We start from the raw sequence: 25,398 nt of genomic DNA, 5'->3' as shown, positions 1-25,398 counted from the left end.
GCGCGGGCCGCGATTTCACCCTGCGAGACCTCTCGATCGGCAGTTGACTGGTCGCCATGAACACCGCCGCCGCCCTGCTCCGCCTTGTCGAGGACAGCCTCGGCCTGCCACTGCCGATCCGCTTGCGCGCCTGGGACGGCAGCGAGACCGGAGCCGTCGGCGCACCCACGGTGGTGATCCGCGACAAGCGGGCCCTCCGGCACATCCTCTGGAGCCCGGGCGAGCTCGGTGTCGCGCGGGCATACGTGCAGGGCGATCTCGACGTCGAGGGCGATCTCGGTGAGGGACTGCGGGTCATGTGGGACGCCGTGCGCGATGCCCGTGCCGCCGACGGGTCAGCCGGTCGACCGCGGATCGGCCCACGGCAAGTGGCCAGGGCCACGGCACTCGCCGTACGCCTGGGAGTGCTCGGGCGGCGGCCGCCACGCCCGGCCGCCGAGTCGGCGCTGACCGGCGAGCTGCACAGCAAGGAGCGCGACCTCGCCGCGATCTCGCACCACTACGACCTGTCCAACGACTTCTACGAGCTGATCCTCGACCCGCACATGGCGTACTCCAGCGGGTTCCACGTGACGCCCGGCCTGACCCTCGAGGAGGCGCAGACCGCCAAGCTGCACCTGGTCTGTCGCAAGCTCGGGCTCCAGCCCGGCATGAAGATGGTCGACATCGGCTCCGGGTGGGGCTCCTTGACGCTGTTCGCCGCCGAGCACTACGGCGTCCACGTCACGGGCGTGACGCTGTCGGTCGAGCAGCGCGACTACGTCATGGGCAAGGCCGCGGAGCGCGGGCTCAGCGACCGGGTCGAGGTGAGCCTGCGGCACTTCCGTGACCTCGAGGCGTCCGGCGTACACGACAACGAGATCGACGCGATCGCCTCGATCGAGATGGGCGAGCACGTCGGCGATGGCGAGTATCTCGTGTTCGTCGACTCGATCCACCGCTACCTCAAGCCGGGCGGCCGGGCCCTCATCCAGCAGATGTCACGGAGCAACGACGCGCCGGGGGACCGGCCGGGCGGGGGCCCGTTCATCGAGACGTACATCGCGCCCGACATGCACATGAAGCCGTTGGCGAAGACCGTCGGGCTGATCGCCGGCGCCGGCCTCGAGATCCGCGACGTCCAGGCGATGCGGGAGCACTACCCGCAGACTGTCGCGGGCTGGGCGGCCAACCTCGAGGCCAGCTGGGACACCGCTGTCAAGCTCGTCGGCGAGGAGAATGCCCGCGTCTGGCGGCTCTACCTCGCGGGCGGCTCGCTCGCGTTCGAGGAGAACCGCATGGGCGTCGACCAGGTCCTGGCCGTCAAGCCGAGCGCGCGAGGGGCCAGCGGGATGCCCGCATCGCCGCTGGCCTGGCTGGCACCGGAGCAGGCGTGACCTGACAGGTGCGACTCAGAGCGAGACGAAGACGTGGACGGCCGCTTCGGCGTCGATCTCAGCGGTCTCGCCCTGGCGTGCGACGACCAGCCCGTCGTGGCCCTGCGACACCAGGACGTCGTTGCCCGGCAGCGCGCCGACCCGGCGCAGCACCGACATGACCTCGGTGTCCTTCTGGAGCTCCTCGGCGATGCGGCGCACCACGAGGCGGATCGGCTCGACCGCACCGCTCACGGCCTTGGTCATCGGCTGGACACCCTCGAGGAAGTCGGCGTCGCGACCGAGCTCACCCAGCTCGGAGAGGCCGGGGATCGGGTTGCCGTAGGGCGACTCCGTCGGGTGCTCGAGCAGCTCGACGAGGCGGCGCTCGACCTGCTCGGACATGACGTGCTCCCAGCGACAGGCCTCTTCGTGGACGTACTCGATCTCGAGGCCGATGATGTCGGTCAGCAGGCGCTCGGCGAGGCGGTGCTTGCGCATCACGCGGGTCGCGAGCTGGCGGCCCTTGGGCGACAGCTCGAGGTGACGGTCGCCCTCGACCGTCAGCAGACCGTCGCGCTCCATGCGAGCGACTGTCTGGCTGACCGTGGGCCCGCTCTGGTGGAGGCGCTCGGCGATGCGCGCGCGCAACGGGACGATGCCCTCCTCTTCCAGCTCGTAGACCGTGCGGAGGTACATCTCGGTGGTGTCGATCAGCTCGCTCACCTGACCATTGTTCCATGTCGTGCGACATCCTCGTGACCGTCGGACAATGGGACGTGTGACGACGTCCGTGATGTGGTTCAGGCGCGACCTCCGGCTGGGCGACAATCCGGCGATCCTCGAGGCGGAGGCGGCTGGCCCTGACGGCGTCGTCCCGTTGTTCGTCCTTGACGACCGGCTGTGGACGGAGGGCGCCACGACACGCACGGCCTACCTCGCCCGGCTGCTGGCGGACTTCTCCGAACGGATCGGCGGGCTCCACGTGGTCCACGGCGATCCGGTCGACGAGGTCGTCCGCGTCGCCCGTCGGGCGGGCGCCAGCACCGTGCACGTAGCGGCCGACTTCGGACCGTACGGGTCCCGCCGCGATCGTCGGGTCGAGGAGGCACTCGCGAAGCACGAGATCTCCCTCGTACGGACCGGGTCGCCGTACGCCGTGGCGCCCGGTCGCGTCACCAAGGGCGACGGCACGGGCTACCGCGTGTTCACGCCGTACTTCCGCGCGTGGGAGGAGCACGGCTGGCGCGCGCCGGCGCCGGAGGCGAAGCAGGTGCCGTGGATCCGGCCCGGCGGGCGTACGCGCCAGATTCCCGAGAACACCGTGCCCAGCGGGATGGACCTCCCGCCGCTCGGCGAGCAGGCCGCGGCGGAACGCTGGCACGCCTTCCTCGACGACGACGTCGCCGACTACGACACGACCCGCGACCTGCCCGGAGACGACCGGACGTCCCGCATGTCGGTGCACCTGAAGTGGGGCACGATCCATCCCCGCACGATGCTGGCCGACCTCGCCCCGCTGCGCTCGCGCGGCTCCGCGGCGTACGCCCGGGAGCTCGCCTTCCGCGAGTTCTACGCCGACGTGCTGCACCAGCGCCCCGACTCCGCTTTCGACTACTACAACCGCGCCTTCGCCGCGATGGAGTACGACGAGCCGGGCTCGGCGCTCGACGCGTGGAAGGCCGGGCGCACGGGCTTCCCGATCGTCGACGCGGGGATGCGGCAGCTGTTGGGTGAGGGCTGGATGCACAACCGGGTCAGGATGATCGTGGCGAGCTTCCTGGTGAAGGATCTCCACATCGAGTGGCAGCACGGCGCCCGGCACTTCCTCGAGATGCTCGTCGACGCGGACCTGGCGTCCAACCAGCACGGGTGGCAGTGGGTGGCCGGGTGCGGCACCGACGCCGCGCCGTACTTCCGGGTGTTCAACCCCGTGACACAGGGCAAGAAGTTCGATCCCGACGGCACCTACATCAGGCGCTGGGTGCCGGAGCTCGCAGACGTCGAGACGCGCCACGTCCACGAGCCGTGGGACCTCGACGAGCCGCCTGCCGACTACCCAGAGCCGATCGTCGACCATGCCGAGGAGCGACGGGAGGCGCTGCGGCGCTACGAGGCGATCCGCTAGATAGGTTGGTTCCGTGGTCACGATCCCTGCGCAGTTCAACGGTCCGCTCCACTCCGGCAACGGCGGCTACGTCGCCGGCCTGATCGGCCAGGAGGTCGCCCACGACAAGCCGGTCACCACGACCCTGCGCATCCCGCCGCCGCTCGACGTGCCGCTGAGCTGGGAGCGCGACGGCGATGCCGTACGCCTTCTGACCGCCGGCGGGGCCGTGGTCGGCGAGGCTGCTCCCGGGCCGTTCCAGCGCGAGGTGCTGCCGTGCCCCAGCGCCGAGCAGGCCGCCGCCGGACTCGCCAACTACCCGGGCTTCGAGCACCACCCGTTCGACCACTGCTTCACGTGCGGCACGGCCCGCGACGACGGTGATGGGCTGCGCCTGTTCGCCGGACCGGTCGACCGAGCCGACACGGCGGTGACGGCGGCGCCGTGGACTCCGCACCACGCGTTCGCCGGTGCGGACGGCGCGATCGACCTGCCGGTGACGTGGGCGGCGCTGGACTGCCCCGGCGGGTGGGCCGCGGACTTCAGCCGCAACACCATGGTGCTCGGGCGCATGACGGCCCAGGTCAGCCGCCGGCCCCGCGCCGGCGAGCCGTGCGTCGCGACGGGCCACCTGCGGTCACAGGAAGGTCGCAAGTTCCTCACCGACACCGCGCTCTACACCGCCGACGGCGAGCTGCTCGGACGCGCGGAGCAGGTGTGGATCCTGATCGACATCGCGGCGTTCTCCTGACGTCCGGTCCCCCGCGGCCGTGGCGTAAATTCGTCGCGTGACACAGCGTCCGTTCTCCCGCGTGTTCGCGGACACGCGGCCCTTGCGCAGTGTGCACTTCCGTCGGCTGTGGCTCGCCAACATCATCACGGTCATCGGCGCCCAGCTGACCGTCGTCGCCGTCCCGGCGCAGATCTACGCCGACACGGGCTCCTCGGCATACGTCGGGCTCGCGGGCGTCTTCGGCCTCGTGCCGCTCGTCGTGTTCGGCCTCTACGGCGGTGCGCTCGCCGACGTCTTCGACAGACGGACGCTGCTCATCATCACGACCACGGGACTGATCGTGACGAGTGGCCTCTTCTGGCTGCAGGCCGCCGCCGGCAGCACCAACGTCTGGCTCCTGCTGACGCTGTTCGCCGTCCAGCAGGGGTTCTTCGCGGTCAACCAGCCGACCCGCAGCGCCGTGCTGCCCAAGATCGTCGAGCCGGCCTTGCTGCCCGCCGCCAACTCGCTCAACATGACGGTCGCCATGGCCGGCGGCATTGCCGGGCCGCTGGTCGCGGGCGTCCTGATCCCCGTCATCGGCTTCAAGTGGCTCTACCTCATCGACACCTTCACGCTGTTCGCCACGCTCGGCGCCGTCGTACGCCTACCCCGGCTGCCGGTGCTGGACGCGGCAGCCGGCACCCCGGGCGTACGCGCTGTCGTCGACGGCTTCCGCTACCTGCGCACGCAGCCCGTCCTGATGATGTCGTTCGTCGTCGACCTCATCGCGATGGTCTTCGGCATGCCCCGCGCGCTGTTCCCTGAGATCGCCCACATCGACTTCGGCGGACCGGAGAACGGCGGCATCGCGTTCGCGTTGCTGTTCGCCGCGATCCCTGCGGGCGCGGTGATCGGCGGGGTCTTCAGCGGTTGGGTGTCCCACGTCGAGCGGCAAGGGCTCGCCGTCATCGTCTGCATCACGTGCTGGGGACTGTCGATGACCGGCTTCGGCGTCGCCGTGTCGTTGGCCGATCAGTGGCGTACACCCATGCTCGTCGTCGCGCTCGTGATGCTGGTGCTCGGCGGTGCGTCCGACATGGCGTCGGCAGCGTTCCGGATGAGCATGCTGCAGTCGGCCGCCGACGACGCCCTGCGCGGCCGGCTGCAAGGGGTCTTCATCGTGGTGGTCGCCGGCGGCCCCCGCATCGCCGACACCCTGCACGGCGCCACTGCGGCCGCCGTCGGCACGGCAGCCGCATCCGCCGGTGGCGGCGTGCTCGTCGTCGTGGGCGTCGTGCTCGTGTCGTTCCTGGTGCCGTCGTTCGTCCGCTACCGCCTCACGCAGCAGCTCCGGAGCTGAGGCGTCGGGCAGGGACTCCGCGCGGGCGCATACTGACCAGATGACCCGGACACGCGTACGCCGCGAGCTCACGACGGAGCAGGTCCAACGCTGGGTCGTCTCCCTCCTGATCCTCGCAGTGTCGGCCTTCCCGCTGGGGGCACTGACCGCGGTGATCCGCAGCATCGTCGACGACGACCGCCGCAGTGACGGCATGATCCTGCTCGTCGTCATGGCGGTCCTCGGGATCGTCGCCCTCGGCGCGGTCCGCCTCGTCCATCGCCGTCCCGCGTTCGCGCCGTGGATCCTGCTCGGCGCCCTGCCCGCCGCGGTCGCGGGCCTGCTGATCCTCTAGGCATTCGGCCCCTAGTGAGGCCGCCCGCGGCCGAACGTGAGCGGAGCGAAGGGGCTCACGCAGGCCGAAGGTTCGCGTCCTCTAGACCTGGAGGTCGCTGACCAGCGGCGAGAACCTCGACCGCCGGGCAGCAAGCTCGAGGGACGCCACGTCCGGTGCGGCAGACACCGGACGAACGCCCACGACGGTGCGAATGATCAGCACCGGGATCAGGGCCAGTGCCAGCAGCACCAGCAACAGCCACGAGGCGCGACCGAATGTGTCGGTCGTCATCGCCGCGACAGCAGCGACGGTCGAGCCCCCTCCGACGTACGCCGCGGACCAGGTCGCGGAGCCCGCGAGCGACGCCGTGGCGAACCGGCGGTACTCCAGGCCCGAGGCGCCGGCTGCGGCGGGCGTGAGCGTACGCACGATGGGCACGAGCCGCGTCGCGAAGACCGCGAGCCCGCCGCGGCGGCGCAGCAGGTCGGTGGCGCGGTCGTAGTGACGCACGCCGAGGCGCTTGACCGCCTTGGTCTCGCGCAGCGTGTCGCCGTAGCGGCGACCGAGCAGGTAGCCGACGTGGTCACCGCTGCTGGCCCCGAGCATGACCGTGGCGCCCAGCAGGACCATGTCTGTCGGGGAGCCCATCGTCGCGGCGAGCACCACCACGGCGGTCTCGCCGGGGAGCACGATGCCGAGGCCGAGGCCCGACTCGGCGAACGCCAGGCCGAAGCCCAGCGCGAGCGTCAGTGCGAGAGCAGTCATGCCGTCAGCGTGACCGGGCCGGGTGGCGTCGCGCTGACCCGCGGATGGACTCGACGTGAACAGCGCACGACACTCGTTAGGCTGTCGGCATGACCACGGTGCTGACCTACGGGACGTTCGACCTGTTCCACATCGGTCACCTCAACCTCATCAACCGACTGAGCGCGATGGGCGACCGGCTGATCATCGCGGTGTCGACCGACGAGTTCAACGCCGGCAAGGGCAAGACGTCCGTCGTCTCGTACGAGGACCGCGCCCGCATCATCAACAGCATCAAGGGCGTCGACCTGGTGATCCCCGAGACCTCGTGGGAGCAGAAGGCCACCGACATCAAGGAGCACGATGTCGACGTGTTCGCGATCGGCGAGGACTGGGCCGGCAAGTTCGACGACCTCAAGGAGCTCTGCGAGGTCGTCTACCTCCCTCGCACCGACGGGATCTCCAGCACCGAGATCAAGCAGATGCTCCGCGTTCTCGACCCCGCACACATCACCGAGATGCAGGACGCGCTGTCGGTCATGAGCCGCCTGCTGGAGCACTACCGCGACCTGACCTGACGGTCAGGGCGCCAGCCGGTCGCGCCGCCACCCGTCGCTCTGCCGGACGTACCGGATGCGGTCGTGGAGGCGGCTCTGCCGGCCCTGCCAGAACTCGACCGACTCGAGCGCGATGCGATAGCCGCCCCAGATCGGCGGGCGTACGACGTCATGGTGATCGAAGACCTGCTCGACCTCCGCGACCCGGCGCTCCAGCGCCTCACGACTCGAGATGACCCGCGACTGCGGCGACGCGACAGCGCCGATCTGGGAGCCGCGGGGGCGCGAGGTGAAGTAGGCGTCGGACTCCGCCTCGTCGATCCGGGTCACCCGACCCTCGACCCGGACCTGCCGCTGCAGCGGATGCCACAGCATCACGGCGGCCGCCCGCGGATTGGCCTCGAGCTCGGCGCCCTTGCGCGACTCGTAGCCGGTGAAGAACGTCAGCCCCCGATCGTCGAGTCCCTTGAGCAGCACGATGCGTACGGAGGGACGGCCGTCGGGTGTCGCCGTCGCGAGCGCCATCGAGTTGGGCTCGTAGACGCCGGCGTCTATCGCCTCGTTGAGCCAGCGCCCCAGCAACGCCAGCGGATCGTCCCCTGCGGCCGCTTCGTCGAGACCTTCCCGGGCGTACTCCTCGCGCATCCGCGCCAAATCAGGGGTCTCCATGACTCAACGGTAACGACGCAGGGCAGAATGCACCGTATGACTGAAGTGCACCACGGACTTGAAGGCGTCGTAGCGTTCGAGAGCGAGATCGCCGAACCCGACAAGGAAGGGTCTGCACTGCGCTATCGCGGTGTCGACATCGACGACCTCGTCGGCCGCGTGCCGTTCGAGAAGATCTGGGGCCTGCTGGTCGACGGCGCCTACGAGCCCGGCCTCCCGCCCGCTGAGCCGTTCCCCATCCCGGTCCACTCCGGCGACATCCGCGCCGACGTGCAGAGCGCCATCGCGCTGACCGCGCCCGCCTGGGGCATGAAGCAGCTCTATGACATCGATGATGCCCAGGCTCGTGAGGACCTTGCCCGCGCTGCGGTCATGGTCCTTTCGTATGTTGCGCAGGCCGCACGCGGCGTCGGCCAGCCGATGGTGTCGCAGTCCGAGATCGACAAGTGCTCGACGATCACCGAGCGCTTCCTGACCCGCTGGCGCGGCGAGGTCAACCCCGACCACGCCAAGGCCATCGACGCCTACTGGGTCTCGGCCGCCGAGCACGGCATGAACGCCTCGACCTTCACCGCCCGCGTCATCGCCTCGACCGGCGCCGACGCCGCTGCAGCGCTGTCCGGAGCCGTCGGCGCCATGTCCGGCCCGCTGCACGGTGGCGCCCCGGCCCGCGTGCTCACGATGATCGAAGAGGTCGAGAAGTCCGGCGACGCCACGGCGTACGTCAAGGGCCTGCTCGACAGCGGTGAGCGCCTGATGGGCTTCGGCCACCGCGTCTACCGCGCCGAGGACCCCCGGGCGCGCACCCTGCGCCGTACGGCCAAGGAGCTCAACGCTCCTCGCGCCGAGGTCGCGATCGCGCTCGAGGAGGCCGCCCTCAAGGAGCTCCGCGAGCGTCGCCCCGACCGCGTGCTCGAGACCAACGTCGAGTTCTGGGCGGCCATCGTCCTCGACTACGCCGAGGTCCCGCCGCACATGTTCACCGCGATGTTCACGTCGGCCCGCACGGCCGGGTGGAGCGCGCACATCCTCGAGCAGAAGCGCACGGGCCGCCTGATCCGCCCCTCCGCGATCTACACCGGCCCCGCCTCCCGCCGCGCCGACGAGGTCCCGGGTTGGGATAGCTCTTGGGCTCAATGAGCCCATTTCAAGGTGCGATCTGGCGCTAGGGCGCTTCGATCTCGATCGGTTGCGTCGTCCCTCACAGGCCCGTGGCGACTCGGTCCCTGCGGGGGCGGGTCCGGTAGTCCCCTCACCGGCTGACGCGATGACCACGCAGACAGCGCCCCTCCCGTTTGAGAGGGGCGCTTCGTGCGTCTGCCTACAGGACGGTCTTGGTGACGGTGCGGACACCGACCCAGAGCCCGACCGCGGCCGTCACGATCGCGGCGATGAAGCCGTAGACCACCGCGCTGTCGTCGAAGGTGCCGGAGAACAGCACCCGCTCGGCGTCCACGATGTACGTCAGGGGGTTGGCCTTCGACAGTGCCTGCATCCAGTCCGGCCCGGTCTCGAGCGGCAGCATCATGCCCGAGAGGATCAGCAGCGGGAACAGCAGCGACTGCTGCACCGCCCAGAACGCCCACTCGTTCTTGCGGGTCGCGATCGCCAGCGCATACGACAGCGCGCCGACGCCGACCCCGAAGACCCCGAGGATCAACAGCCCCACCACGATGTGCGCGGGGAACAGGTCGAAGCCGAACGGCACGGCGACCAGCGTGATGATGACCGCCTGGATCACCAGGGGCGTCAGCTCCTTGAGCGCCCGCCCCATCAGCAGGGCGGGGCGAGAGAGCGGCGTCGCGAGGATCCGCTCGAACGCACCGGTCATGATCTCGAACTGCAGGTTGGCTCCGGTCATGGACGTGCCGAACATCGTGATCATGACGACGACGCCGGGCAGGAAGAACTGCAGCGTCGAGCCGAAGCCCAGCCCGTCGCCGGCGACACCGGCAAGCAACGGCCCGAACAGCCCGAGGAACACCAGCGGCTGGACCAGGGAGAAGATCAGCGAGAACGGGTCGCGGAGGATCGTGAGCGTCTCACGCGTCCACACGGAGGCGATGTCGCCCAGCAGCGATCGGTGGGCGATGCGGGCCGAGGTGGCGGCGGAATCGATGATGGCGGTGCTCATGCTTCTGCTCCTTCGCGCAGGCTGCGTCCGGTGAGGTTGAGGAAGACGTCGTCGAGAGTGGGTTGCTTGAGCGTCGCCGCCTTGACGGCCACACCCTTGTCGCCGAGCGCGTGCAGCACGCCGGGCAGCGCGACCGGGCCGGCATCGACGCGGAACGAGACCGCGGTGCCGCCGTCGACCGGGGCCTCCTCGACCTCGGTGCCGGCCTGGGCGACGACCTCGCGGGTCGTCGGCAGGTCCTCCGCGTTGACGGTCACGGTGATGCGGTCACCGGCCTGCTCGGCCTTGAGCGCATCTGCGGTGTCATCTGCGATGATCTGGCCGTGGTCGATCACGACGACCCGCTCGGCCATGGTGTCGGCCTCCTCGAGGTAGTGCGTCGTCAGCACGATCGTCGTGCCGAACTCCTTGCGAAGCCGCAGGATGTGGTCCCAGAGGTTCGCCCGGTTCTGCGGGTCCATGCCGGTCGACGGCTCGTCGAGGAACAGCAGCGCCGGCTCGTGGATCAGGCCGAGCGCGATGTCGAGCCGCCGCTTCTGGCCGCCCGACAGCGTGCTGACCTTGCGCATCTGCATCCCGTCGAGGTCGAGCGTGCCGAGAAGCTCCTCGGCCCGTTCGGCGGCGCGCTTCTTGTCGAGTCCGTAGAAGCGGCCCTGCATGAGCAGCTCGTCCCAGACGCGGTAGTTGTGGCCGGCGCCGTCCTTCTGGCCGATGTAGCCGATGCGGCCGCGTACGCCCGCAGGATCCGCCGTCACGTCGATGCCCGCCACCGTGGCGGTGCCCGAGGTCGGCGGCAGCAGGCTGGTGAGCATGCGCAGCGTCGTCGACTTGCCGGCTCCGTTGGGGCCGAGGAAGGCGACGAGCTCGCCCTCGGCGACGTCCAGGTCGATGCCGCGCACCGCTTCGACCGTCTCCTTGCCGGACTCGAAGGTCCGGGTGAGCTGATGTGTGTGAATCATGTGAGTCCCTTTTCCGTACGTCGTACTGAGTTCCCGACCATTACATCATACGGTGTACGGTGTGACAAGAACGTGACCCGAATGAGGACAGCCATGAACGACGAACGACCGACAGTCCCCGACACCGACCCGCTGACGTGGGGCACCCCCGAGGGGCGGCACATGATCAGGCTGCTGTGGGACCCCCCGGCGCCTGCCGGACGCGGACCGAAGCAGAAGCTGACGCTCGACCAGGTCATCGAGGCCGGCATGGCCGTGGCTGCTGCCGACGGGGTCGACAAGCTGTCCATGCGCAACGTCGCGGCCCAGCTCGGGGTCGGGGCGATGAGCCTCTACACGTACGTGCCGGGGCGCGACGAGCTGTTCGAGCTGATGGTCGACCGGGCCTGGGCTGCCCGCAATCTCCCCGACCAGTCGTTGCCGTGGCGCGACCAGGTCGAGCTCCACGCTCGGGAGGCGTGGGCGATGTACCAGGCCTATCCGTGGCTGATCCGGGCCAACCTGTGGCGCATGCCCCTGGGGCCCAACGTCATGGATGCTCAAGAAGACCTCTACCGTGCGGTGATGCTGACCGGGCTCCCCTACGAGGAGGTCGCCCGGGTGGCGGGCCTCGTCGAGTCACACGTCTTCGGGGTCGCGCGCAGTCTCATCACCGACACGAGCATGTCGTCGAGCACGGGCGTCACGGCGGACGAGTACTGGGACTCGCGCAGCAGCTTCTGGGGCACCTACTACTCACCCGAGCGGTTCCCCACCATGACCGCGATCTGGGAGTCCGGAGCATTCGAGCGCTCCGCCGGCGACGAGATCGAGTTCGGCCTTGCCCGCCTGCTCGACGGCGTCGAGCTGCTGATCGAGAAGCTGGCGGACGGGTAGAGACTGCGCTGGTCGTCGACGCCCGGCGCGCTGGGCCGGAGTGACTCCCGGACTCGCCTATGCTGAGCGCCGTGCGGTCACAGTGGATCACGATGCTCGCGGGGGTCATCGCCGCCGTGGTGCTCGTCAGCGTCGTGATCGGACTGACCTCCCCCGACGGCAAGGTCGGCGACGACGAGCAGGCCAAGCCGTCGGCAACAGCGACGACCACGACCCCCAGCCCGACAGCCACGACACCGACTCCCGAGCCTGAACCCTCGAGGCCGAGCGCCGCCCGCGCCCCTGGGTCCGTGGCCGGAGCGTGGCCCGGGCGTCCCGACGCGGTCACCGCCAGTGGTACGTCGGTCGACTGGTGCCCCGCCGTACGTACGACCGGCGCCGCCGAGGCTGAGGACGTGTTCGGCAAGGCCGCCGTCCATGATGCCGCGTGCGCCGCCGTGACATTCGTCTTCGGCAAGCGCTACTCCAGGCTTGCGATCCCCCGCCCGTCGTACGCCCCGAGGGACCTCGACTTCGTGCTGCCGGCGCTAGCGCCGTCGACGGTCGACGCGTTCCGGGCCCGCATCAACCGGTTCGTCGCGACGCCCGACAGCGTCGACGCCCGCGACGAGCTCGGCCTCGTCATGCTCCGGGGCGAGGGCACACCGGCCGGCGCCAAGCACACCTCGGCGGGCAACGGCCGGGTGTTCTACGGCAAGGCGTACTCGACGAACGGCTACCGGCACCGGGCCGCCTGGGTCAATCCCACGTGGTCGAAGGTCGCGATCAGTGTCGACCGCTCGAAGGCCGAGCCGAGGATCGTGGCGACGCTCGACGCGTCGGCCGCGATCCCGGTGTTCAACACGGCCGAACGGCGTGACGACATGCTGACCGTGCCGACCCACGCGTTGTTCTACCTGCGCCAGGAGTCCGGCAAGGACTGGGCGATCGGCGGCTGGCGGATCACCAGCGGCGCCTACGACTTCGCCAAGCTGCGACTGATGTAGCGAGGCCGGCCATCCCCCCGAGATGGCCGGCCAATCGCGCCCCGTGCACAGGCCGTGGGAGGGCCCGAACATCCCCCCGAATCGTTCGGACCTGACAACCTGTGACATACACGCTATCCGAGCGAGGCCCGGATGTGCAGTCTTGACATTAGCGCAGAATGTAGTTAATTAGAGCCATACGGATCTAGTCCTTCTGAGTTACTCCCTCAAAGGTGGTCCGGACGACGCGGAGGCACTCCCTGCCTCCGCGTCGCATTCATGTGGAAATACGTACGCTCGACCGGCGGTTGATCCCTGCATGACCACCATCGGACTCATCGGCGCCGGCCACATCGGCAGCCAGCTCGCCCGCGCCGCCATCGCCCACGGGCACGACGTCGTCATCAGCAACTCTCGCGGGCCGGAGACGCTCGCCGAGCTCGTCGCCGAGCTCGGACCCGCGGCCAAGGCCGGCACACCGGCTGACGCTGCGGAGGCCGCCGACATCGCGGTCGTCACGACGCCCGTCAGCGCGATCGGCTCGGTGCCGGTCGAGCCGCTCGTCGGCAAGCCCGTGATCGACACCAACAACTACTACTCGCAGCGTGACGGCGTGATCGCCGAGCTCGAGGACGGCTCGCTGACCAGCGCGGAGCTCCTGCAACGCCACCTGGCCGGGGCGCACGTCGTCAAGGCGTTCAACCACATCCAGGCCGCGGCCATCACCGCCGAGTCGCAGGCGGCCGGGACTCCGGATCGCCGGGCCCTGGCCGTGGCGGGCGATGACGAGGCGGCCAAGGCGGCCGTCGCGGCGTTCATCGACGAGGTCGGTTTCGACGTCCTCGACCTCGGCCCGCTCGCCGAAGGGTGGCGGGTCCAGCCCGACACCCCGGGCTATGGTCCGCGGCTGACCGTCGACGGCCTTCGCGAGGCTGCCGAGTCGGCCACCCGCAAGACGCCCTGAGCCTCAGCGCAGCTGCGTGAGCTGAGCCAGGTCGTCCGTGGGCAGCACGTCGACGACGGCCGTGACGTTCATCGAGAGCAGGTCGACCCGCGCCCAGTGCTGGGACAGGAACGCGGTCTCGGATGCGTCCTGGCCGGTCGCGATGCGCAGCAGGCTGCCGCGGGGCGCCAGCGTCGTGGCGTCGACGACCTGCCAGGCGTCCTCGATGTACGCCTCGGCGACGGCGTGGAAGTCCATGGGATAGAGCCCGGGCGCATACACCGAAGCCAGCCGCGCGGGCACGTCCAGCGCGCGGAGCAGGGCCACGACGAGGTGTGCGTAGTCGCGGCACACCCCCTCACGCGCGAGCATCGTGGCCACGGCGCCGTCGGTCGGCTGGCTCGCACCCGGCACGTACGACAGGTGCGCACCGACCCACGAGCTGACCGCGTCGAGCAGCTCCTTGCCGTGCACGCCCGCGAACTCGGAGTTGGCGGTCGAGAACAGCGTGTCGGACTCGCAGTAGCGACTGGGCCGGCGGTACTCGATCAGGTCGAGCTCGTCGACCGCGGCCGGCTCGGCCTGGCCGACGACCTCGGCTGAGTAGTCGATCGTCATGTGCCCCGCGGGCCCGGTCAGCCGGTGCAGCCGGGTGCCGTGGCGACCCGCGATCTCGTGCGCCTCTAGCTCGGCGCCACCGGACCGGATCGTGAAGGTCTCGGTGAGATCGTGCCCCTCGGCGACGGCGATCGAGAAGATCAGGTCGGCCCTGTCGTGGAGGTGGAGCTGGAGATGGGCCGAGACGGATCGCTTCACTGCCCGATCGTTTCACACGCCGGCGGCGGCCGGATCAGGAGTCGTACGCCTCGAGGATGCGGTCGGCGGCCGTGGCGGCGGGCATCTCGCCGGAGAGCACGGCTTCACGGATCTCTTCTCGCATCGCCGCGACTCGCGAGTCGGTGCGGAGCCTTTGGTCGAGCTCGTCGCGGACCAGGGCCCAGGTGAAGTCGAGCTGCTGCTGGGCCCGCTTCTCGTGCAGCCCCTTGCGGCCGAGGAACTCTCGGTGCCGGATGATCCTGCTCCACACCGTGTCGATGCCGGTGCCCTCGAGCGCCGAGCAGGTGAGGACGGGCGGGACCCAGCCGGTGCCACCCGCGTAGACCATGCGCAACGCCCCGGCGAGCTCCTTGGACGTCGCCTCGGCCTCCTGCACGCGCTCGCCGTCGGCCTTGTTGACCGCGACGACGTCGGAGATCTCGAGGATGCCCTTCTTGATGCCCTGCAGCTGGTCGCCCGTGCGCGCGATCGTCAGGAACAAGAACGTGTCGACCATGCCGGCCACCGTGATCTCGGACTGGCCGACACCGACGGTCTCGATCAGCACCACGTCGAAGCCGGCCGCCTCGAGCACCGTCATGGCCTGGCTCGTCGCGCGCGCGACGCCGCCGAGGGTGCCGGCGCTGGGTGAGGGCCGGATGTAGGCGTCGGGGCTCACCGCGAGCTTCGACATGCGGGTCTTGTCGCCGAGGACCGAGCCACCCGTGCGTACGCTCGACGGGTCGACCGCGAGCACGCCGACGCGGTGGCCCTCCTCGACGAGGTGCATGCCGAGGGCCTCGATGAACGTCGACTTGCCGACCCCGGGCACGCCCGAGACGCCGACCCGTACTGCTCCCCCGGCCTCCGGCGTCAGAAGGCCGAGCAGCTCACGCGCCTCGGCCCGGTGGTCGCTGCGACTCGACTCGATCAGCGTGATGGCCCGCGAGATCGCCGCACGCTTGCCCACCCGGACGTCGTCGGCCAGGTCTGCGACATCGACCATCAGCTGTGGTGTGTCGTCTGGAGCTTGTCGAGCAGGTCGAGAGCGGAGTCGGCGATGACGGTGCCCGGCAGGAACACCGCGGCCGCACCCATCTCCTTGAGCGTGGGCACGTCGTCGGGCGGGATGACGCCGCCGATCACGATCATGATGTCCGGGCGGCCCATCTCGGCGAGCGCCTGCTTGAGCGCCGGCAGCAGGGTCAGGTGACCCGCAGCGAGGCTCGATACGCCGACGATGTGCACGTCGGCGTCGACGGCCTGCTGAGCGACCTCCTCGGGCGTGGAGAACAACGGGCCGACATCGACGTCGAAGCCCATGTCGGCGAAGGCCGTGACGATGACCTTCTGGCCGCGGTCGTGCCCGTCCTGGCCCATCTTGGCGACGAGGATGCGCGGCCGGCGGCCCTCGGCCTGCTCGAACGCCGCGGTGGCGTCGATGACCTTGTCGATGTTGCCGCCTTGGCCGGCTTCGGTGCGGTACACACCTGAGATCGTACGGATCACGGCTTGGTGGCGCCCGTAGACCTTCTCGAGCGCGTCGGAGATCTCGCCGACCGTGGCCTTGGCGCGCGCTGCGTTGACCGCGAGGGTCAGCAGGTTGTCGTCGAGGGAGCCGTCGCTGGCCGACCCCCGCTCGGCGCTCCTGGTGAGCGCCGCGAGGGCCGCGTCGACGTCGTCCTGGTTGCGCTCGGCCCGCAGTCGCTCGAGCTTGGCGATCTGCGAGGCGTACACGGCCTTGTTGTCGACCTTGAGCACGTCGAGCGGGTCCTCGTCGGCCAGCCGGTACGTGTTGACGCCGATGACGGCCTGCTGGCCCGAGTCGATGCGGGCCTGCGTACGGGCGGCGGCCTCCTCGATGCGCATCTTGGGGATGCCGGCCTCGATCGCCTTGGACATGCCGCCGGCCTTCTCGACCTCCTGGATGTGGGCCCAGGCGCGGTTGGCGAGGTCGTGGGTCAGCCGCTCGACGTAGTAGGAGCCACCCCACGGATCGATGATGTCGGTCGTGCCGGACTCCTGCTGCAGCAGCAGCTGCGTGTTTCGAGCGATGCGGGCGCTGAAGTCGGTCGGCAGCGCGATGGCCTCGTCGAGTGCGTTGGTGTGCAGCGACTGCGTGTGCCCCTGGGTCGCGGCCATCGCCTCGATGCACGTACGCCCGACATTGTTGAACACGTCCTGCGCCGTCAGGGACCAGCCGGAGGTCTGGCTGTGCGTCCGCAGGCTCAGCGACTTGGGGTTCTTGGGGTTGAAGTCGGCGACCAGCTGGGCCCACAGGGCGCGAGCCGCGCGGAGCTTGGCGATCTCCATGTAGAAGTTCATGCCGATCGCCCAGAAGAAGCTCAGGCGCGGGGCGAACGCGTCGATGTCGAGGCCCACGTCGAGGCCGGCCCGGATGTACTCGACGCCGTCGGCCAGCGTGTAGGCCAGCTCCAGGTCGTTCGTCGCCCCGGCCTCCTGGATGTGATAGCCGGAGATCGAGATCGAGTTGAAGCGCGGCATCTTCTGCGCCGTGTAGGCGAAGATGTCCGAGATGATCCGCATCGAGGGTGCCGGCGGGTAGATGTAGGTGTTGCGGACCATGAACTCCTTGAGGATGTCGTTCTGGATGGTCCCGGAGAGCTTCTCGGGCGGCACGCCCTGCTCCTCCGCGGCGACGATGTAGAGCGCCAGCACCGGCAGCACGGCACCGTTCATCGTCATCGACACGCTCATCTCGTCGAGCGGGATGCCCTCGAACAGCTTGCGGGTGTCGTAGATCGAGTCGATCGCCACGCCGGCCATGCCGACGTCGCCGACGACGCGCGGGTTGTCGGAGTCGTAGCCGCGGTGGGTCGCCAGGTCGAACGCGACGCTGAGCCCCTTCTGCCCGGCGGCGAGGTTGCGACGGTAGAACGCGTTGGACTCCTCGGCGGTCGAGAAGCCGGCGTACTGGCGAATCGTCCACGGCTGCGTCGTGTACATCGCGGGATAGGGGCCGCGAAGGTAGGGCGCGAGGCCGGGGTAGGTGTCGAGCGCGTCGAGGCCGTCGAGGTCGGCGGGCGTGTAGAGACCCTCGATGTCGATGCCCTCCGGCGCGGTCCACGGCTCAGCGCCGTCCGTCGCGCGGGCATACGTGTCGGCGTCGGGCTCGTAGGGCTGCTCGGGATCCAGCGGCAGCCCGGCGAAGCTCTTCGGAATGCTCATGCCTGTAGCTCCCGTCGAATGGTTTCGAGGCTCGGCCGCTGGCGGCCTCGCACCTCAACCACCGGTGGTTGAGGTGCGATGAGCTCTGCGAAGAGCCTCGAAACCACTGTGATGCTCATGCGCTCAACCTTTCTCGCGTCTCACGGAGGAACGCGAGGGCGTCCAGCCCGGCCGCGGCGTTGGTGTCGGCACCGATGTCCGCCTTGCCGGCCACGATGACGTACGTCGCTCCGGCTTCGCGCAGCGCGGTCACCAGGTCGGCGCCCCATGCCTCGTACGCCTTGTCGTTGCCGACCAGGCAGACCGTCGCGGGCCTGCCCGCCTCGTCGTACGCCTTGAGGACGTCGTCGACGCCTTCGGTCGGCCCGGCGACGACGGTGTCGATGCCGCCGGCGGCGAGCAGGTTGGCGGCGAACGTGCCGCGGGCGGTGTAGGCCGCCACGGTGCCCATCGACGCGAGGAACACCGGCGTCGCCGCCCGGTCATCGCGCAGGGCCTCGTACTCCCCGGCGTAACGGTGCACGTCGATCGGGTGACCGTAGGGGCGGCGCTCCGGCAGCTCCTCGTGGAGATTGGGGAACTCCGAGACGCCCGTGATCGGCCGCTTGCGCTTCGCGATGTCGAGGGCTCGTGCCGACACGGTCTCGGCGATGGCGTCGCGGAGGAAGTCAAGGGACGCGACGAGCCCGCCCCTGCCCTCGATCTCACCGAAGAGCGTCCAGGCGGCGCGCGCGAGGTCGTCCGTCAGCTTCTCGACGGCGTGCGCTCCCCCGGCCGGGTCGGCGACCGCGGCGACGTGGGACTCGCTGATCAGCAGGCTCGAGGTGTTGCGGGCGATGCGGCGGCTGAACTGCTCCGGCAGGCCCAGCGGCTCGTCGAACGGCAGCACCGTGACGGAGGCGGCTCCCCCGACACCTGCGGAGAACGCCGCGACGGTCGTGCGGAGCATGTTCACGTACGGGTCGTACTTCGCCATCATCGGGCGGGACGTCACGGCGTGCTGCAGCTGGCCGGCCGCGGCGGTCGTGACACCGCTGAGCTCGGCCACCCGGTTCCACAGCCTGCGGGCGGCGCGGAGCTTGGCGATCGTGGGGAACTGCTCGTCCGTCGCGGCGTAGCGGAAGTCGATCAGGGCCGCTGCGTCGTCGACGCTGTGGCCGGCATCGACGAGGGCGCGCAGGTAGGTGACGCCGGCGGCAAGGGACCAGGCGAGCTCCTGGACGTCGGAGGCTCCGGCGTCGTGCGCCGCCGTCGCGTCAACCGTGACGGCGCGTACGCCGTCTGGCTTGGCCAGTGCCGCGACCTCGGCGACGATCCCGAGGTCCGTGTCGCCGTGGCCGCGCAGCGTGGCGCCGAGCGGATCAGCACCGAACGACGTGCCGTGCGCTGCGGTGACCGCCTTGTCCTCCAGCACCCCAGCCAAGGCTCGCGCGGCGGCGAGCGGCTCCGTCGGCGCGTCGAGGACGACCGCAGCAAGGTCGAGGAAGACCGGTTCGAGGATCGTCGCGAGGGCATCGACCGGGATCGCGCCACCACCGACCGAGAGCCACAGGGAGTTGACCCCGTTCTCCAGATCGGTGACGACGTCCTTGGCGGTGCGCTCGGCGTCCGGGTCGGCGAACCACGCGCGTACGTCCCACCCGTCGAGCTCGCTCGCCGCAGCGCTGCCACGGGTGAACGGCGCCTGACCGGGCAGCCCGCCGTCGGCCACGTCGCGGGTCAGATCGGGCGTGCCGAGCGGGGTGACGGTGATGCCGTCCAGCGTCGTGGTGGCGAGCTTGGACCACACCTCGCTGTCCGGCGCGTCGTCGGCAAGCTTGCGCGCCTTGCGGAGCACCGCAGCGGTGGCCTGTTCCCACTCGTCCTGCGTGTGCTCGAGCCCCTCGGACAGGGGGACATCGACCGTTCCGTCAGTGGCCATAAGGGGCATCGTACGAACAGCCGGTGATACCGGCCACCCAATGTGACGTATGTGACGAGGGTGTTACGTCCTTCGCTCGCAGGGCTCGCTCCCGGTCGGCCGCGGGCGGCCTCCCTAGGAACCGGTCCGGAGCGACTCCTGCGAGAATCAGTCCGTGAAGATTCCTGCGGAGATCCTGCCCGGCGACGGGCGATTCGGGTCCGGCCCGTCCAAGGTGCGCGTCGAGGCGCTCGATGCGTTGGCGGCGACCGGCGAGTCGCTCATGGGCACCTCGCACCGGCAGGCGCCCGTGCGCAACCTCGTCGGAAGTCTCCGCGAGGGTCTCGGCGAGCTGTTCACGCTGCCCGACGGCTACGAGGTCGTGCTCGGCGTCGGCGGTTCGCACGCGTTCTTCGACGCAGCGATGTTCGGGCTCATCCGCGAGCGCAGCCAGCACCTCGTGCACGGCGAGTTCACCCGCAAGTTCGCCACAGCGGTGCAACGCGCACCGTTCCTCGCCGACCCGCACGTGCTGGAGAGCGAGTTCACGACGCACCCCCAGCCGGTGGCCGAGCCGGGTGTCGACGCGTACGCATGGGCGCACAACGAGACGTCGACCGGTGTCACGGTGCCGGTCGAACGCGTGGTCGGTGCCGACGACGGCGCCCTGATGCTGATCGATGCGACCTCCGGTGCCGGCGGCCTGCCCGTCGACGTGGCACAGACCGACGCCTACTACTTCGCGCCGCAGAAGACCTTCGCCTCCGACGGTGGCCTGTGGGTGGCGCTGATGTCGCCGGCGGCGATCGAGCGTGCCGAGGAGATCAAGGCGAGCGGCCGGCACATCCCCGGATTCCTCGACCTGCCGACCGCGATCGACAACTCCCGCAAGAACCAGACCTACAACACCCCCGCTCTCGCGACCCTGTTCCTGATCGACGACCAGGTGCGCTGGATGCTCGCTCAGGGCGGGCTCGACTGGGCGGTCAAACGTACGACCGACTCGTCGACGCGGCTCTACGAGTGGGCCGAGGCATCGACGTACGCGACGCCGTACGTCACCGATCCGGCCGACCGGTCGCTGGTCGTCGGCACGATCGACCTCGAGGGCGTCGATGCCGCCGCGGTGACCGCTGCGCTGCGCGACAACGGCATCGTGGACGTCGCCGGCTATCGCGGACTGGGCCGCAACCAGCTGCGCATCGCGATGTTCCCCGCGATCGAGCCCGACGACATCACCAAGCTGACGACGTGCATCGACTGGGTCGTCGAAAGACTCGCCTGACCTCAGCTAGATGACTTCGGCGCCCTTGCGGTGCAGCTCGCGGTGCTCTTCGTAGATCTCGGCGTTGTGGTGCAGCGTCGCGACCTCGTCGTCGGTCAGCTCGCGGCGCACCTTGCCGGGCACACCCGCGACCAGTGAACGCGGCGGGATCTCGACGCCCTCGGAGATCAGCGCACCGGCGGCGATCAGCGACTCGTCGCCGATGACTGCGCCGTTCATGATGATCGCGCCCATGCCGACGAGGACGTGGTCGCCGATCGTCGCGCCATGGATCACCGCTCCATGGCCCACCGACACGCCCTCGCCGAGGAGCACGGGCTTGCCCTTGTCGACGTGGAACGCGCAGTTGTCCTGCACGTTCGATCGCGCGCCGATCGTGATCGGCTCGTTGTCGGCGCGCAGCACGGCGCCGTACCAGATGCTGGCGCCGTCCTCGATCACGACGGACCCGGCGAGGGTCGCATTGGGTGCGACCCACGCCGTGTCCGCCACGCGTGGGGTCTTGTCTCCGAGTGCGATGAGCATGTGCCCAACGTACCTACGGCGCTCAGCCGACCCAGTTGGTGATGGGGTCGATCGCGAAGTAGATCACGAACAGCACGCCGATCAGCCACATCAAGGGGTGGATCGCCGAGACCTTGCCCTTGACCAGCTTGATGACGACCCAGGCGATGAAGCCCGCGCCGATGCCGGCCGTGATCGAGTACGTGAACGGCATCAGGACGATCGTCAGGAACGCCGGGATCGCAATCTCCGAGTCGTCCCAGGCGATGTCCTTGACCTGGCTCATCATGAGGAACCCGACGAGGACGAGAGCCGGAACGGCCGCCTCGTTGGGGATGTGCTCGACCAGCGGCACCGCGAACGTCGACAGCAGGAACAGCACACCGGTGACGACCGAGGCGAGTCCCGTACGTGCGCCGTCACCGACACCCGACGCCGACTCGATGTACGACGTGTTGCTCGAGACGCCGGCTGCGCCACCTGCGGCCGCGGCGATCGAGTCGACGACCAGGATCTTCTGGGCTCCGGCCGGCGTGCCGTCGGCGTCGTTGAGGCCCGCCTCGGCGCCGATCGCGGTCATCGTGCCCATCGTGTCGAAGAAGTCGGCCAGCAGGAGCGTGAACACCAGGAGCGCCGCGGTCACGACGCCGGCGCGCTCGAACCCGTTGAACAGGTTGAAGTCACCGAGCAGCGAGAAGTCGGGCTTGGCGACGACCTTGTCGGGCCAGTCGGGGACGTTGAGGTTCCAGCCCTTGGAGGTGGCCTTGCCGCCGCTCGCCGGCAGGTCGGCGAAGGCCTGGACGATGCCGGCGACGACGGTCGTGACGACGATGCCGATCAGGATCGCACCGGGTACGCCGCGGGAGTACAGCGCGATCATCAGCAGCAGGCCGAAGATGAACACCAGGACGGGCCAGCCGGCGAGGTGGCCGCCGATGCCGAGCTGGATCGGGGGTGCTCCGATGCCGGTCGTACGGACGAAGCCGGCGTCCACGAGGCCGATCAGCGTGATGAACAGGCCGATGCCCACCGCGATCGCGGTCTTGAGCTGGCGCGGCACGGCGTCGAACACCGCTTTTCGGAAGCCGGTCAACACGAGAAGGAGGATGATCAGCCCCTCGAGCACGACGAGGCCCATCGCGTCGGCCCACGTCATCTGCGACGCGACCGAGAAGGCGACGAATGCGTTGAGGCCGAGGCCGGTGGCCAACGCCAGCGGGAAGTTCGCGACGACGCCCATGAGGATCGTCAGGAGGCCGGCGACGAGTGCGGTGACCGCAGCGATCGTCGCGAAGCCGGACCCGGGGGTCGAGCCGCCGCCGAGGAACTTGCCGTCCTCGTCGGCGACGCCCGCCAGGATGATCGGGTTGAGCACGACGATGTAGGCCATCGTCAGGAAGGTCACGACACCGCCGCGCACCTCCCTGCTGATGGAGGACCCGCGCTGGCTGATCTTGAAGTACTGCTCGAGCGTGCTGGTCATGGCACTCCTGGTCGAGGGGGACATCCGTCGCACGGCAGCATGCCAGATCCGTGTTTCAGGCAGGAGTCAGGTCCGGCGCGTGGCGGCAGAGGCGATCGCGGCAAGCAGGGCGACCACGCCGATCGCCCAGATCCACGTGCTTCCGGCGAAGCCGTTGTCGCCGCCGCTCGTGGCGGCCGAGCCCGTGCTCTTGGCCGGCGTGGTCTCGGTCTTCGGGACCGGTGTGACCTTCGGCAGCGTCAGGGCGACGCGGATCAGCGCCGAGTTCGCGCCCTCGCTGCCGATCAGGAACGACTTCTGAGAGCGCTCGAGCGCGATCGACTCGCCCTGTGGCTGGGGTGGAGTCTCGTGCGAGCGCGTGAGCTTCCAGGTCTTCGCGTCGTACAGGTGCACGTCGCTGTAGGTCCGCAGCAGCGCGAACCGCCCGTTCGCCGACACGACTCCGTCCGTCACCAGGGCCGGCATGTCATGGCCCGTCGGCTTCGCCACGTTGGGCTTCTGCGTGGAGAGCTTGCTCGGCAGCGACAGCAGCTCTCCGGCGAACAGCCCCTTGGTGACGAGCCCCTTGGCGCCCGTGCGCGGGTTGATCAGCAGTGTCTCGACGTCCGCCGGCCCTGAGGTGTACGTCAGCGGGTATCGCTCGGCGGCGACCGAGTGCTCACCCGGCCCCGGCTCGGGCAGGGCGTACAGGGCGACGTCGGTGCGGCGCTCCTGGTTGTCCCCCGTGTCCGCGACCCACAGCTCGCCGTCGCCGTCGATCGCGATCGCTTCGGTGTCGAGCGGTGTGTTGCCCGTGATCGTCGTCGTCCCGACCACCGCGCCTGTCGAGATCTTGACGGCGAAGATGATCGGGGCGTTGCCGGAGTCGTTGATCGTGTAGGCCAGGTCGTCGTGCTTCACGCTGACCGCGAGACCGCTCGACTCGGTGATCCGTGCGTCGCTCAGGTGACTGACGACGTCGGGACCTGCTTCGGCGCCGTCGGCCCGGCGAGCCAGAGAGCTCACGAGCACGACGACCAGCAAGGCGATGAGGAGCCCGGGGATCAGCAGGCGTCGATGGCGCGGATTCATTTCCAGATCAGCATGACAGCACCAGTGGCACGAAGTGCGACGACGGTAGGGTGTGGGCGTGAGTAACGACGACGACTGGGTGATCCGTCAGGGCGACGGTCCCGAGACCATCGAGCGCAAGATGGGCCATCGCGAGATCGCCCGGCTCGAGCGCGCCGCGCGTCGTCATGAGTTCGGCCGCCCCGAGCTGACCGAGCTCGAGATCGGCAGCAAGACCCACCGGGTCGCCGAGGTCGAGCCCATGGACGTCGACGGGGTCCGCACCATGACGGTCGGCACGATCGTCTGGGGCGTCATCGCGGTCGCGTTGCTGCCGTTCGTCGGCACGCTCGACGAGAACGGCCGTACGTGGTGGCTGTGGACCGCTCTTGCCGGTTTCGGCCTGGGCCTGATCGGCATCGAGTACTGCCGTCGCCGCCGCAACGCCCTGCGCATGCAGCCCGGTCGTCGCCGCCGCCTCGACTGATCTCAGCGACATCAACCGCTCCCTAGCGACGAGCTCTGCGAGGAGAGGGAGCGAGCTCTGCTGGGGGTCCCCCCACGAGCTCTGCGAGTAGGGGGCGCGAAGGGCAGTGAGGTTGCAGGCTCGCTCGAGCCTTTCGTCGTACGCCCCTTCGGTCGCTGGCGCTCCCTCCCGCCCTCGTTCCTCGGGCTAGGGGCCGGAAGGGCTAGTAGTTGTCGACTTCGTCGACGCCCACGGTGTCGAACACCGGGGGCGGAAGTGCCTGGGCGCTCGCCGAACGGCTCAGCCGCGCGCCTGAATGGGCGCCGCAGCCGTGATCGAACGAGACGACCTTGCCGTCGTCGTTGGCCATGCCGTTGGCGCACACGCCGAAGCGGTCGGAGAGCGGACCGGCCAGGCTGACCATGAACCCGCACGAGTGGCACACGCCGGCAGCCTGCTGGGCGATGGCGGCGTCGGGACCCTGCTCGCCCTCCTGCCAGCGCTCTGCAGCAAGCTCACGACCCTCGATCGACAGGACCCATTCACGACCGAGTCCGACCTCGCGGGCGAAGAAGCGGTCGGGGGTCTGCTCCTCGCCGTCACCGGCCGACCACGAGGGTACGAGCCGGATGTCGTCCTCGTCGGGGGGCAGCACGTCGCCGGGGCTGAGGTCGCCCGGGCGGATGCGCTCGCGATAGGGCGTCCACGGCGGGGCGATGATCGCGTCGTCGCCGGGCAGCAGGACCACGTCGTTGACCGTGACGAGGTCGCTGTCGGGCGCACGAGAGACGCTGACGGACCAGTACCACCCCAGGTAGCCACGCTTGAGGCACGTGAAGTGGTGCGAGACGAGCCGCTCGCCGTCCTCGACAGCGCGCACGTGCTCGCCGACGGTTCCGGCCTCGGCGGCCTCGTCGACGGCCGTACGGGCGACGTCGACTGCGGCGGCAAGCTGCTCATCGATGGGCATTCATCCATTGTCGCCCATGTCCGGCCAGTGGTGGG

The 25,398-nt window shown here is 69.7% G+C and carries 25 protein-coding genes; 12 read left to right on the top strand and 13 right to left on the bottom strand.

Going from position 1 to position 25,398, the window contains the following annotated elements; translation table 11 throughout:
• Window positions 1-56: 56 nt before the first annotated feature.
• On the top strand, window positions 57-1,376 hold the full coding sequence (locus BOSE46_RS09085; protein WP_159539937.1) for a cyclopropane-fatty-acyl-phospholipid synthase family protein: 1,320 nt from the start codon (window positions 57-59) through the stop codon (window positions 1,374-1,376).
• A 15-nt stretch (window positions 1,377-1,391) separates the two neighbouring features.
• Here the strand turns inward: BOSE46_RS09085 and BOSE46_RS09080 are convergent, their stop codons facing one another.
• The gene (locus tag BOSE46_RS09080) at window positions 1,392-2,081 is read right to left on the bottom strand and encodes a metal-dependent transcriptional regulator (protein ID WP_159539936.1); all 690 of its coding nucleotides are present in this window, start codon (window positions 2,079-2,081) and stop codon (window positions 1,392-1,394) included.
• A 46-nt stretch (window positions 2,082-2,127) separates the two neighbouring features.
• Between BOSE46_RS09080 and BOSE46_RS09075 the strand changes: the two genes are divergently transcribed.
• Genes BOSE46_RS09075 through BOSE46_RS09060 form a run of 4 tightly spaced genes read left to right on the top strand, consistent with a single transcriptional unit; the run spans window position 2,128 to window position 5,871 of the window.
• Window positions 2,128-3,483, top strand: a complete 1,356-nt coding sequence (locus tag BOSE46_RS09075) for a deoxyribodipyrimidine photo-lyase (protein ID WP_159539935.1) — start codon at window positions 2,128-2,130, stop codon at window positions 3,481-3,483.
• 13 nt (window positions 3,484-3,496) lie between these two features.
• Window positions 3,497-4,213 carry a hypothetical protein gene (locus BOSE46_RS09070; protein WP_159539934.1) on the top strand — a complete coding sequence of 239 codons (717 nt, stop codon included), beginning with the start codon at window positions 3,497-3,499 and terminating at the stop codon, window positions 4,211-4,213.
• A 37-nt stretch (window positions 4,214-4,250) separates the two neighbouring features.
• Window positions 4,251-5,537, top strand: a complete 1,287-nt coding sequence (locus BOSE46_RS09065; RefSeq protein ID WP_159539933.1) for an MFS transporter — start codon at window positions 4,251-4,253, stop codon at window positions 5,535-5,537.
• Between the two features lie 40 nt (window positions 5,538-5,577).
• Window positions 5,578-5,871, top strand: a complete 294-nt coding sequence (locus tag BOSE46_RS09060) for a hypothetical protein (RefSeq protein WP_159539932.1) — start codon at window positions 5,578-5,580, stop codon at window positions 5,869-5,871.
• An 81-nt stretch (window positions 5,872-5,952) separates the two neighbouring features.
• Here the strand turns inward: BOSE46_RS09060 and BOSE46_RS09055 are convergent, their stop codons facing one another.
• Window positions 5,953-6,618, bottom strand: a complete 666-nt coding sequence (locus BOSE46_RS09055) for a DedA family protein (protein WP_159539931.1) — start codon at window positions 6,616-6,618, stop codon at window positions 5,953-5,955.
• 89 nt (window positions 6,619-6,707) lie between these two features.
• Here BOSE46_RS09055 and BOSE46_RS09050 point away from each other — a divergent pair, with 89 nt between their 5' ends.
• Complete coding sequence (locus BOSE46_RS09050; RefSeq protein WP_159539930.1) at window positions 6,708-7,175, top strand: adenylyltransferase/cytidyltransferase family protein; 468 nt, start codon at window positions 6,708-6,710, stop codon at window positions 7,173-7,175.
• A gap of 3 nt (window positions 7,176-7,178) precedes the next feature.
• Here the strand turns inward: BOSE46_RS09050 and pdxH are convergent, their stop codons facing one another.
• Window positions 7,179-7,823 (bottom strand): pyridoxamine 5'-phosphate oxidase, encoded by a 645-nt coding sequence (gene pdxH / locus BOSE46_RS09045; protein ID WP_159539929.1) that lies wholly within the window; start codon window positions 7,821-7,823, stop codon window positions 7,179-7,181.
• A gap of 36 nt (window positions 7,824-7,859) precedes the next feature.
• Here pdxH and BOSE46_RS09040 point away from each other — a divergent pair, with 36 nt between their 5' ends.
• Complete coding sequence (locus BOSE46_RS09040; protein WP_159539928.1) at window positions 7,860-8,963, top strand: citrate synthase 2; 1,104 nt, start codon at window positions 7,860-7,862, stop codon at window positions 8,961-8,963.
• 181 nt (window positions 8,964-9,144) lie between these two features.
• Here the strand turns inward: BOSE46_RS09040 and BOSE46_RS09035 are convergent, their stop codons facing one another.
• The gene (locus tag BOSE46_RS09035) at window positions 9,145-9,957 is read right to left on the bottom strand and encodes an ABC transporter permease (RefSeq protein ID WP_159539927.1); all 813 of its coding nucleotides are present in this window, start codon (window positions 9,955-9,957) and stop codon (window positions 9,145-9,147) included.
• Window positions 9,954-10,916, bottom strand: a complete 963-nt coding sequence (locus tag BOSE46_RS09030) for an ATP-binding cassette domain-containing protein (RefSeq protein WP_159539926.1) — start codon at window positions 10,914-10,916, stop codon at window positions 9,954-9,956. Before BOSE46_RS09030 ends, BOSE46_RS09035 begins: the two co-directional genes overlap by 4 nt.
• A gap of 93 nt (window positions 10,917-11,009) precedes the next feature.
• Between BOSE46_RS09030 and BOSE46_RS09025 the strand changes: the two genes are divergently transcribed.
• From BOSE46_RS09025 to BOSE46_RS09015, 3 genes are all read left to right on the top strand, one after another.
• Window positions 11,010-11,792 (top strand): TetR/AcrR family transcriptional regulator, encoded by a 783-nt coding sequence (locus BOSE46_RS09025; protein WP_201299583.1) that lies wholly within the window; start codon window positions 11,010-11,012, stop codon window positions 11,790-11,792.
• Window positions 11,793-11,863: 71 nt separating this feature from the next.
• Window positions 11,864-12,778, top strand: a complete 915-nt coding sequence (locus BOSE46_RS09020) for a hypothetical protein (RefSeq protein ID WP_159539925.1) — start codon at window positions 11,864-11,866, stop codon at window positions 12,776-12,778.
• 298 nt (window positions 12,779-13,076) lie between these two features.
• Window positions 13,077-13,721 carry an NADPH-dependent F420 reductase gene (locus BOSE46_RS09015; protein WP_159539924.1) on the top strand — a complete coding sequence of 215 codons (645 nt, stop codon included), beginning with the start codon at window positions 13,077-13,079 and terminating at the stop codon, window positions 13,719-13,721.
• A gap of 3 nt (window positions 13,722-13,724) precedes the next feature.
• Here BOSE46_RS09015 and BOSE46_RS09010 read toward each other — a convergent pair whose 3' ends face one another.
• From BOSE46_RS09010 to BOSE46_RS08995, 4 genes are all read right to left on the bottom strand, one after another.
• Window positions 13,725-14,516, bottom strand: a complete 792-nt coding sequence (locus tag BOSE46_RS09010) for a transglutaminase family protein (protein WP_159539923.1) — start codon at window positions 14,514-14,516, stop codon at window positions 13,725-13,727.
• 34 nt (window positions 14,517-14,550) lie between these two features.
• Window positions 14,551-15,522 carry a methylmalonyl Co-A mutase-associated GTPase MeaB gene (gene meaB / locus BOSE46_RS09005; protein ID WP_159539922.1) on the bottom strand — a complete coding sequence of 324 codons (972 nt, stop codon included), beginning with the start codon at window positions 15,520-15,522 and terminating at the stop codon, window positions 14,551-14,553.
• Window positions 15,522-17,705 carry a methylmalonyl-CoA mutase gene (gene scpA / locus BOSE46_RS09000; RefSeq protein ID WP_159539921.1) on the bottom strand — a complete coding sequence of 728 codons (2,184 nt, stop codon included), beginning with the start codon at window positions 17,703-17,705 and terminating at the stop codon, window positions 15,522-15,524. The genes meaB and scpA overlap by 1 nt, the downstream gene beginning before the upstream one ends.
• 115 nt (window positions 17,706-17,820) lie before the next feature.
• Complete coding sequence (locus BOSE46_RS08995) at window positions 17,821-19,626, bottom strand: methylmalonyl-CoA mutase family protein (protein WP_201299582.1); 1,806 nt, start codon at window positions 19,624-19,626, stop codon at window positions 17,821-17,823.
• 154 nt (window positions 19,627-19,780) lie between these two features.
• On the opposite strand from BOSE46_RS08995, the gene serC reads away from it, so the two are divergent.
• Entirely contained in the window at window positions 19,781-20,890 is a 1,110-nt protein-coding gene (gene serC, locus BOSE46_RS08990) for a phosphoserine transaminase (RefSeq protein ID WP_159539919.1), read from the top strand.
• A gap of 6 nt (window positions 20,891-20,896) precedes the next feature.
• On the opposite strand, the gene BOSE46_RS08985 is transcribed toward serC, so the two are convergent.
• The 3 genes from BOSE46_RS08985 to BOSE46_RS08975 all read right to left on the bottom strand — a co-directional run bounded on the left by BOSE46_RS08985 (window position 20,897) and on the right by BOSE46_RS08975 (window position 23,948).
• Window positions 20,897-21,415, bottom strand: a complete 519-nt coding sequence (locus BOSE46_RS08985) for a gamma carbonic anhydrase family protein (RefSeq protein ID WP_159539918.1) — start codon at window positions 21,413-21,415, stop codon at window positions 20,897-20,899.
• A gap of 22 nt (window positions 21,416-21,437) precedes the next feature.
• Entirely contained in the window at window positions 21,438-22,877 is a 1,440-nt protein-coding gene (locus BOSE46_RS08980) for an NCS2 family permease (RefSeq protein WP_159539917.1), read from the bottom strand.
• A 66-nt stretch (window positions 22,878-22,943) separates the two neighbouring features.
• Window positions 22,944-23,948, bottom strand: a complete 1,005-nt coding sequence (locus BOSE46_RS08975) for a hypothetical protein (protein ID WP_159539916.1) — start codon at window positions 23,946-23,948, stop codon at window positions 22,944-22,946.
• 58 nt (window positions 23,949-24,006) lie between these two features.
• Between BOSE46_RS08975 and BOSE46_RS08970 the strand changes: the two genes are divergently transcribed.
• Window positions 24,007-24,414, top strand: coding sequence for a DUF2530 domain-containing protein (locus BOSE46_RS08970; protein ID WP_236551687.1), 408 nt, complete (start codon window positions 24,007-24,009; stop codon window positions 24,412-24,414).
• 202 nt (window positions 24,415-24,616) lie between these two features.
• Here BOSE46_RS08970 and BOSE46_RS08965 read toward each other — a convergent pair whose 3' ends face one another.
• A complete protein-coding gene (locus tag BOSE46_RS08965) occupies window positions 24,617-25,363 on the bottom strand; it encodes a DUF3027 domain-containing protein (protein ID WP_159539915.1) in 747 nt (248 codons plus the stop codon).
• Window positions 25,364-25,398: the final 35 nt, after the last annotated feature.

It is taken from the genome of Aeromicrobium sp. 9AM, assembly GCF_902506105.1.
Classification (GTDB): Bacteria; Actinomycetota; Actinomycetes; order Propionibacteriales; family Nocardioidaceae; genus Aeromicrobium.
Note: the sequence above shows the minus strand (reverse complement) of the source record. Positions and strands in the feature narration are given on the sequence as shown.

Bases quoted from the DNA above. Each gene is read 5' to 3' on its own strand.
- BOSE46_RS09085 (WP_159539937.1), top strand. From the start codon at position 57: ATGAACACCGCCGCCGCCCTGCTCCGCCTTGTCGAGGACAGCCTCGGC.
- BOSE46_RS09075 (WP_159539935.1), top strand. From the start codon at position 2,128: ATGGGACGTGTGACGACGTCCGTGATGTGGTTCAGGCGCGACCTCCGG.
- BOSE46_RS09060 (WP_159539932.1), top strand. From the start codon at position 5,578: ATGACCCGGACACGCGTACGCCGCGAGCTCACGACGGAGCAGGTCCAA.
- BOSE46_RS09055 (WP_159539931.1), bottom strand. From the start codon at position 6,618: ATGACTGCTCTCGCACTGACGCTCGCGCTGGGCTTCGGCCTGGCGTTC.
- BOSE46_RS09050 (WP_159539930.1), top strand. From the start codon at position 6,708: ATGACCACGGTGCTGACCTACGGGACGTTCGACCTGTTCCACATCGGT.
- pdxH (WP_159539929.1), bottom strand. From the start codon at position 7,823: ATGGAGACCCCTGATTTGGCGCGGATGCGCGAGGAGTACGCCCGGGAA.
- BOSE46_RS09040 (WP_159539928.1), top strand. From the start codon at position 7,860: ATGACTGAAGTGCACCACGGACTTGAAGGCGTCGTAGCGTTCGAGAGC.
- BOSE46_RS09035 (WP_159539927.1), bottom strand. From the start codon at position 9,957: ATGAGCACCGCCATCATCGATTCCGCCGCCACCTCGGCCCGCATCGCC.
- BOSE46_RS09030 (WP_159539926.1), bottom strand. From the start codon at position 10,916: ATGATTCACACACATCAGCTCACCCGGACCTTCGAGTCCGGCAAGGAG.
- BOSE46_RS09025 (WP_201299583.1), top strand. From the start codon at position 11,010: ATGAACGACGAACGACCGACAGTCCCCGACACCGACCCGCTGACGTGG.
- BOSE46_RS09015 (WP_159539924.1), top strand. From the start codon at position 13,077: ATGACCACCATCGGACTCATCGGCGCCGGCCACATCGGCAGCCAGCTC.
- meaB (WP_159539922.1), bottom strand. From the start codon at position 15,522: ATGGTCGATGTCGCAGACCTGGCCGACGACGTCCGGGTGGGCAAGCGT.
- scpA (WP_159539921.1), bottom strand. From the start codon at position 17,705: ATGAGCATTCCGAAGAGCTTCGCCGGGCTGCCGCTGGATCCCGAGCAG.
- BOSE46_RS08995 (WP_201299582.1), bottom strand. From the start codon at position 19,626: ATGGCCACTGACGGAACGGTCGATGTCCCCCTGTCCGAGGGGCTCGAG.
- BOSE46_RS08985 (WP_159539918.1), bottom strand. From the start codon at position 21,415: ATGCTCATCGCACTCGGAGACAAGACCCCACGCGTGGCGGACACGGCG.
- BOSE46_RS08980 (WP_159539917.1), bottom strand. From the start codon at position 22,877: ATGACCAGCACGCTCGAGCAGTACTTCAAGATCAGCCAGCGCGGGTCC.
- BOSE46_RS08975 (WP_159539916.1), bottom strand. From the start codon at position 23,948: ATGAATCCGCGCCATCGACGCCTGCTGATCCCCGGGCTCCTCATCGCC.
- BOSE46_RS08965 (WP_159539915.1), bottom strand. From the start codon at position 25,363: ATGCCCATCGATGAGCAGCTTGCCGCCGCAGTCGACGTCGCCCGTACG.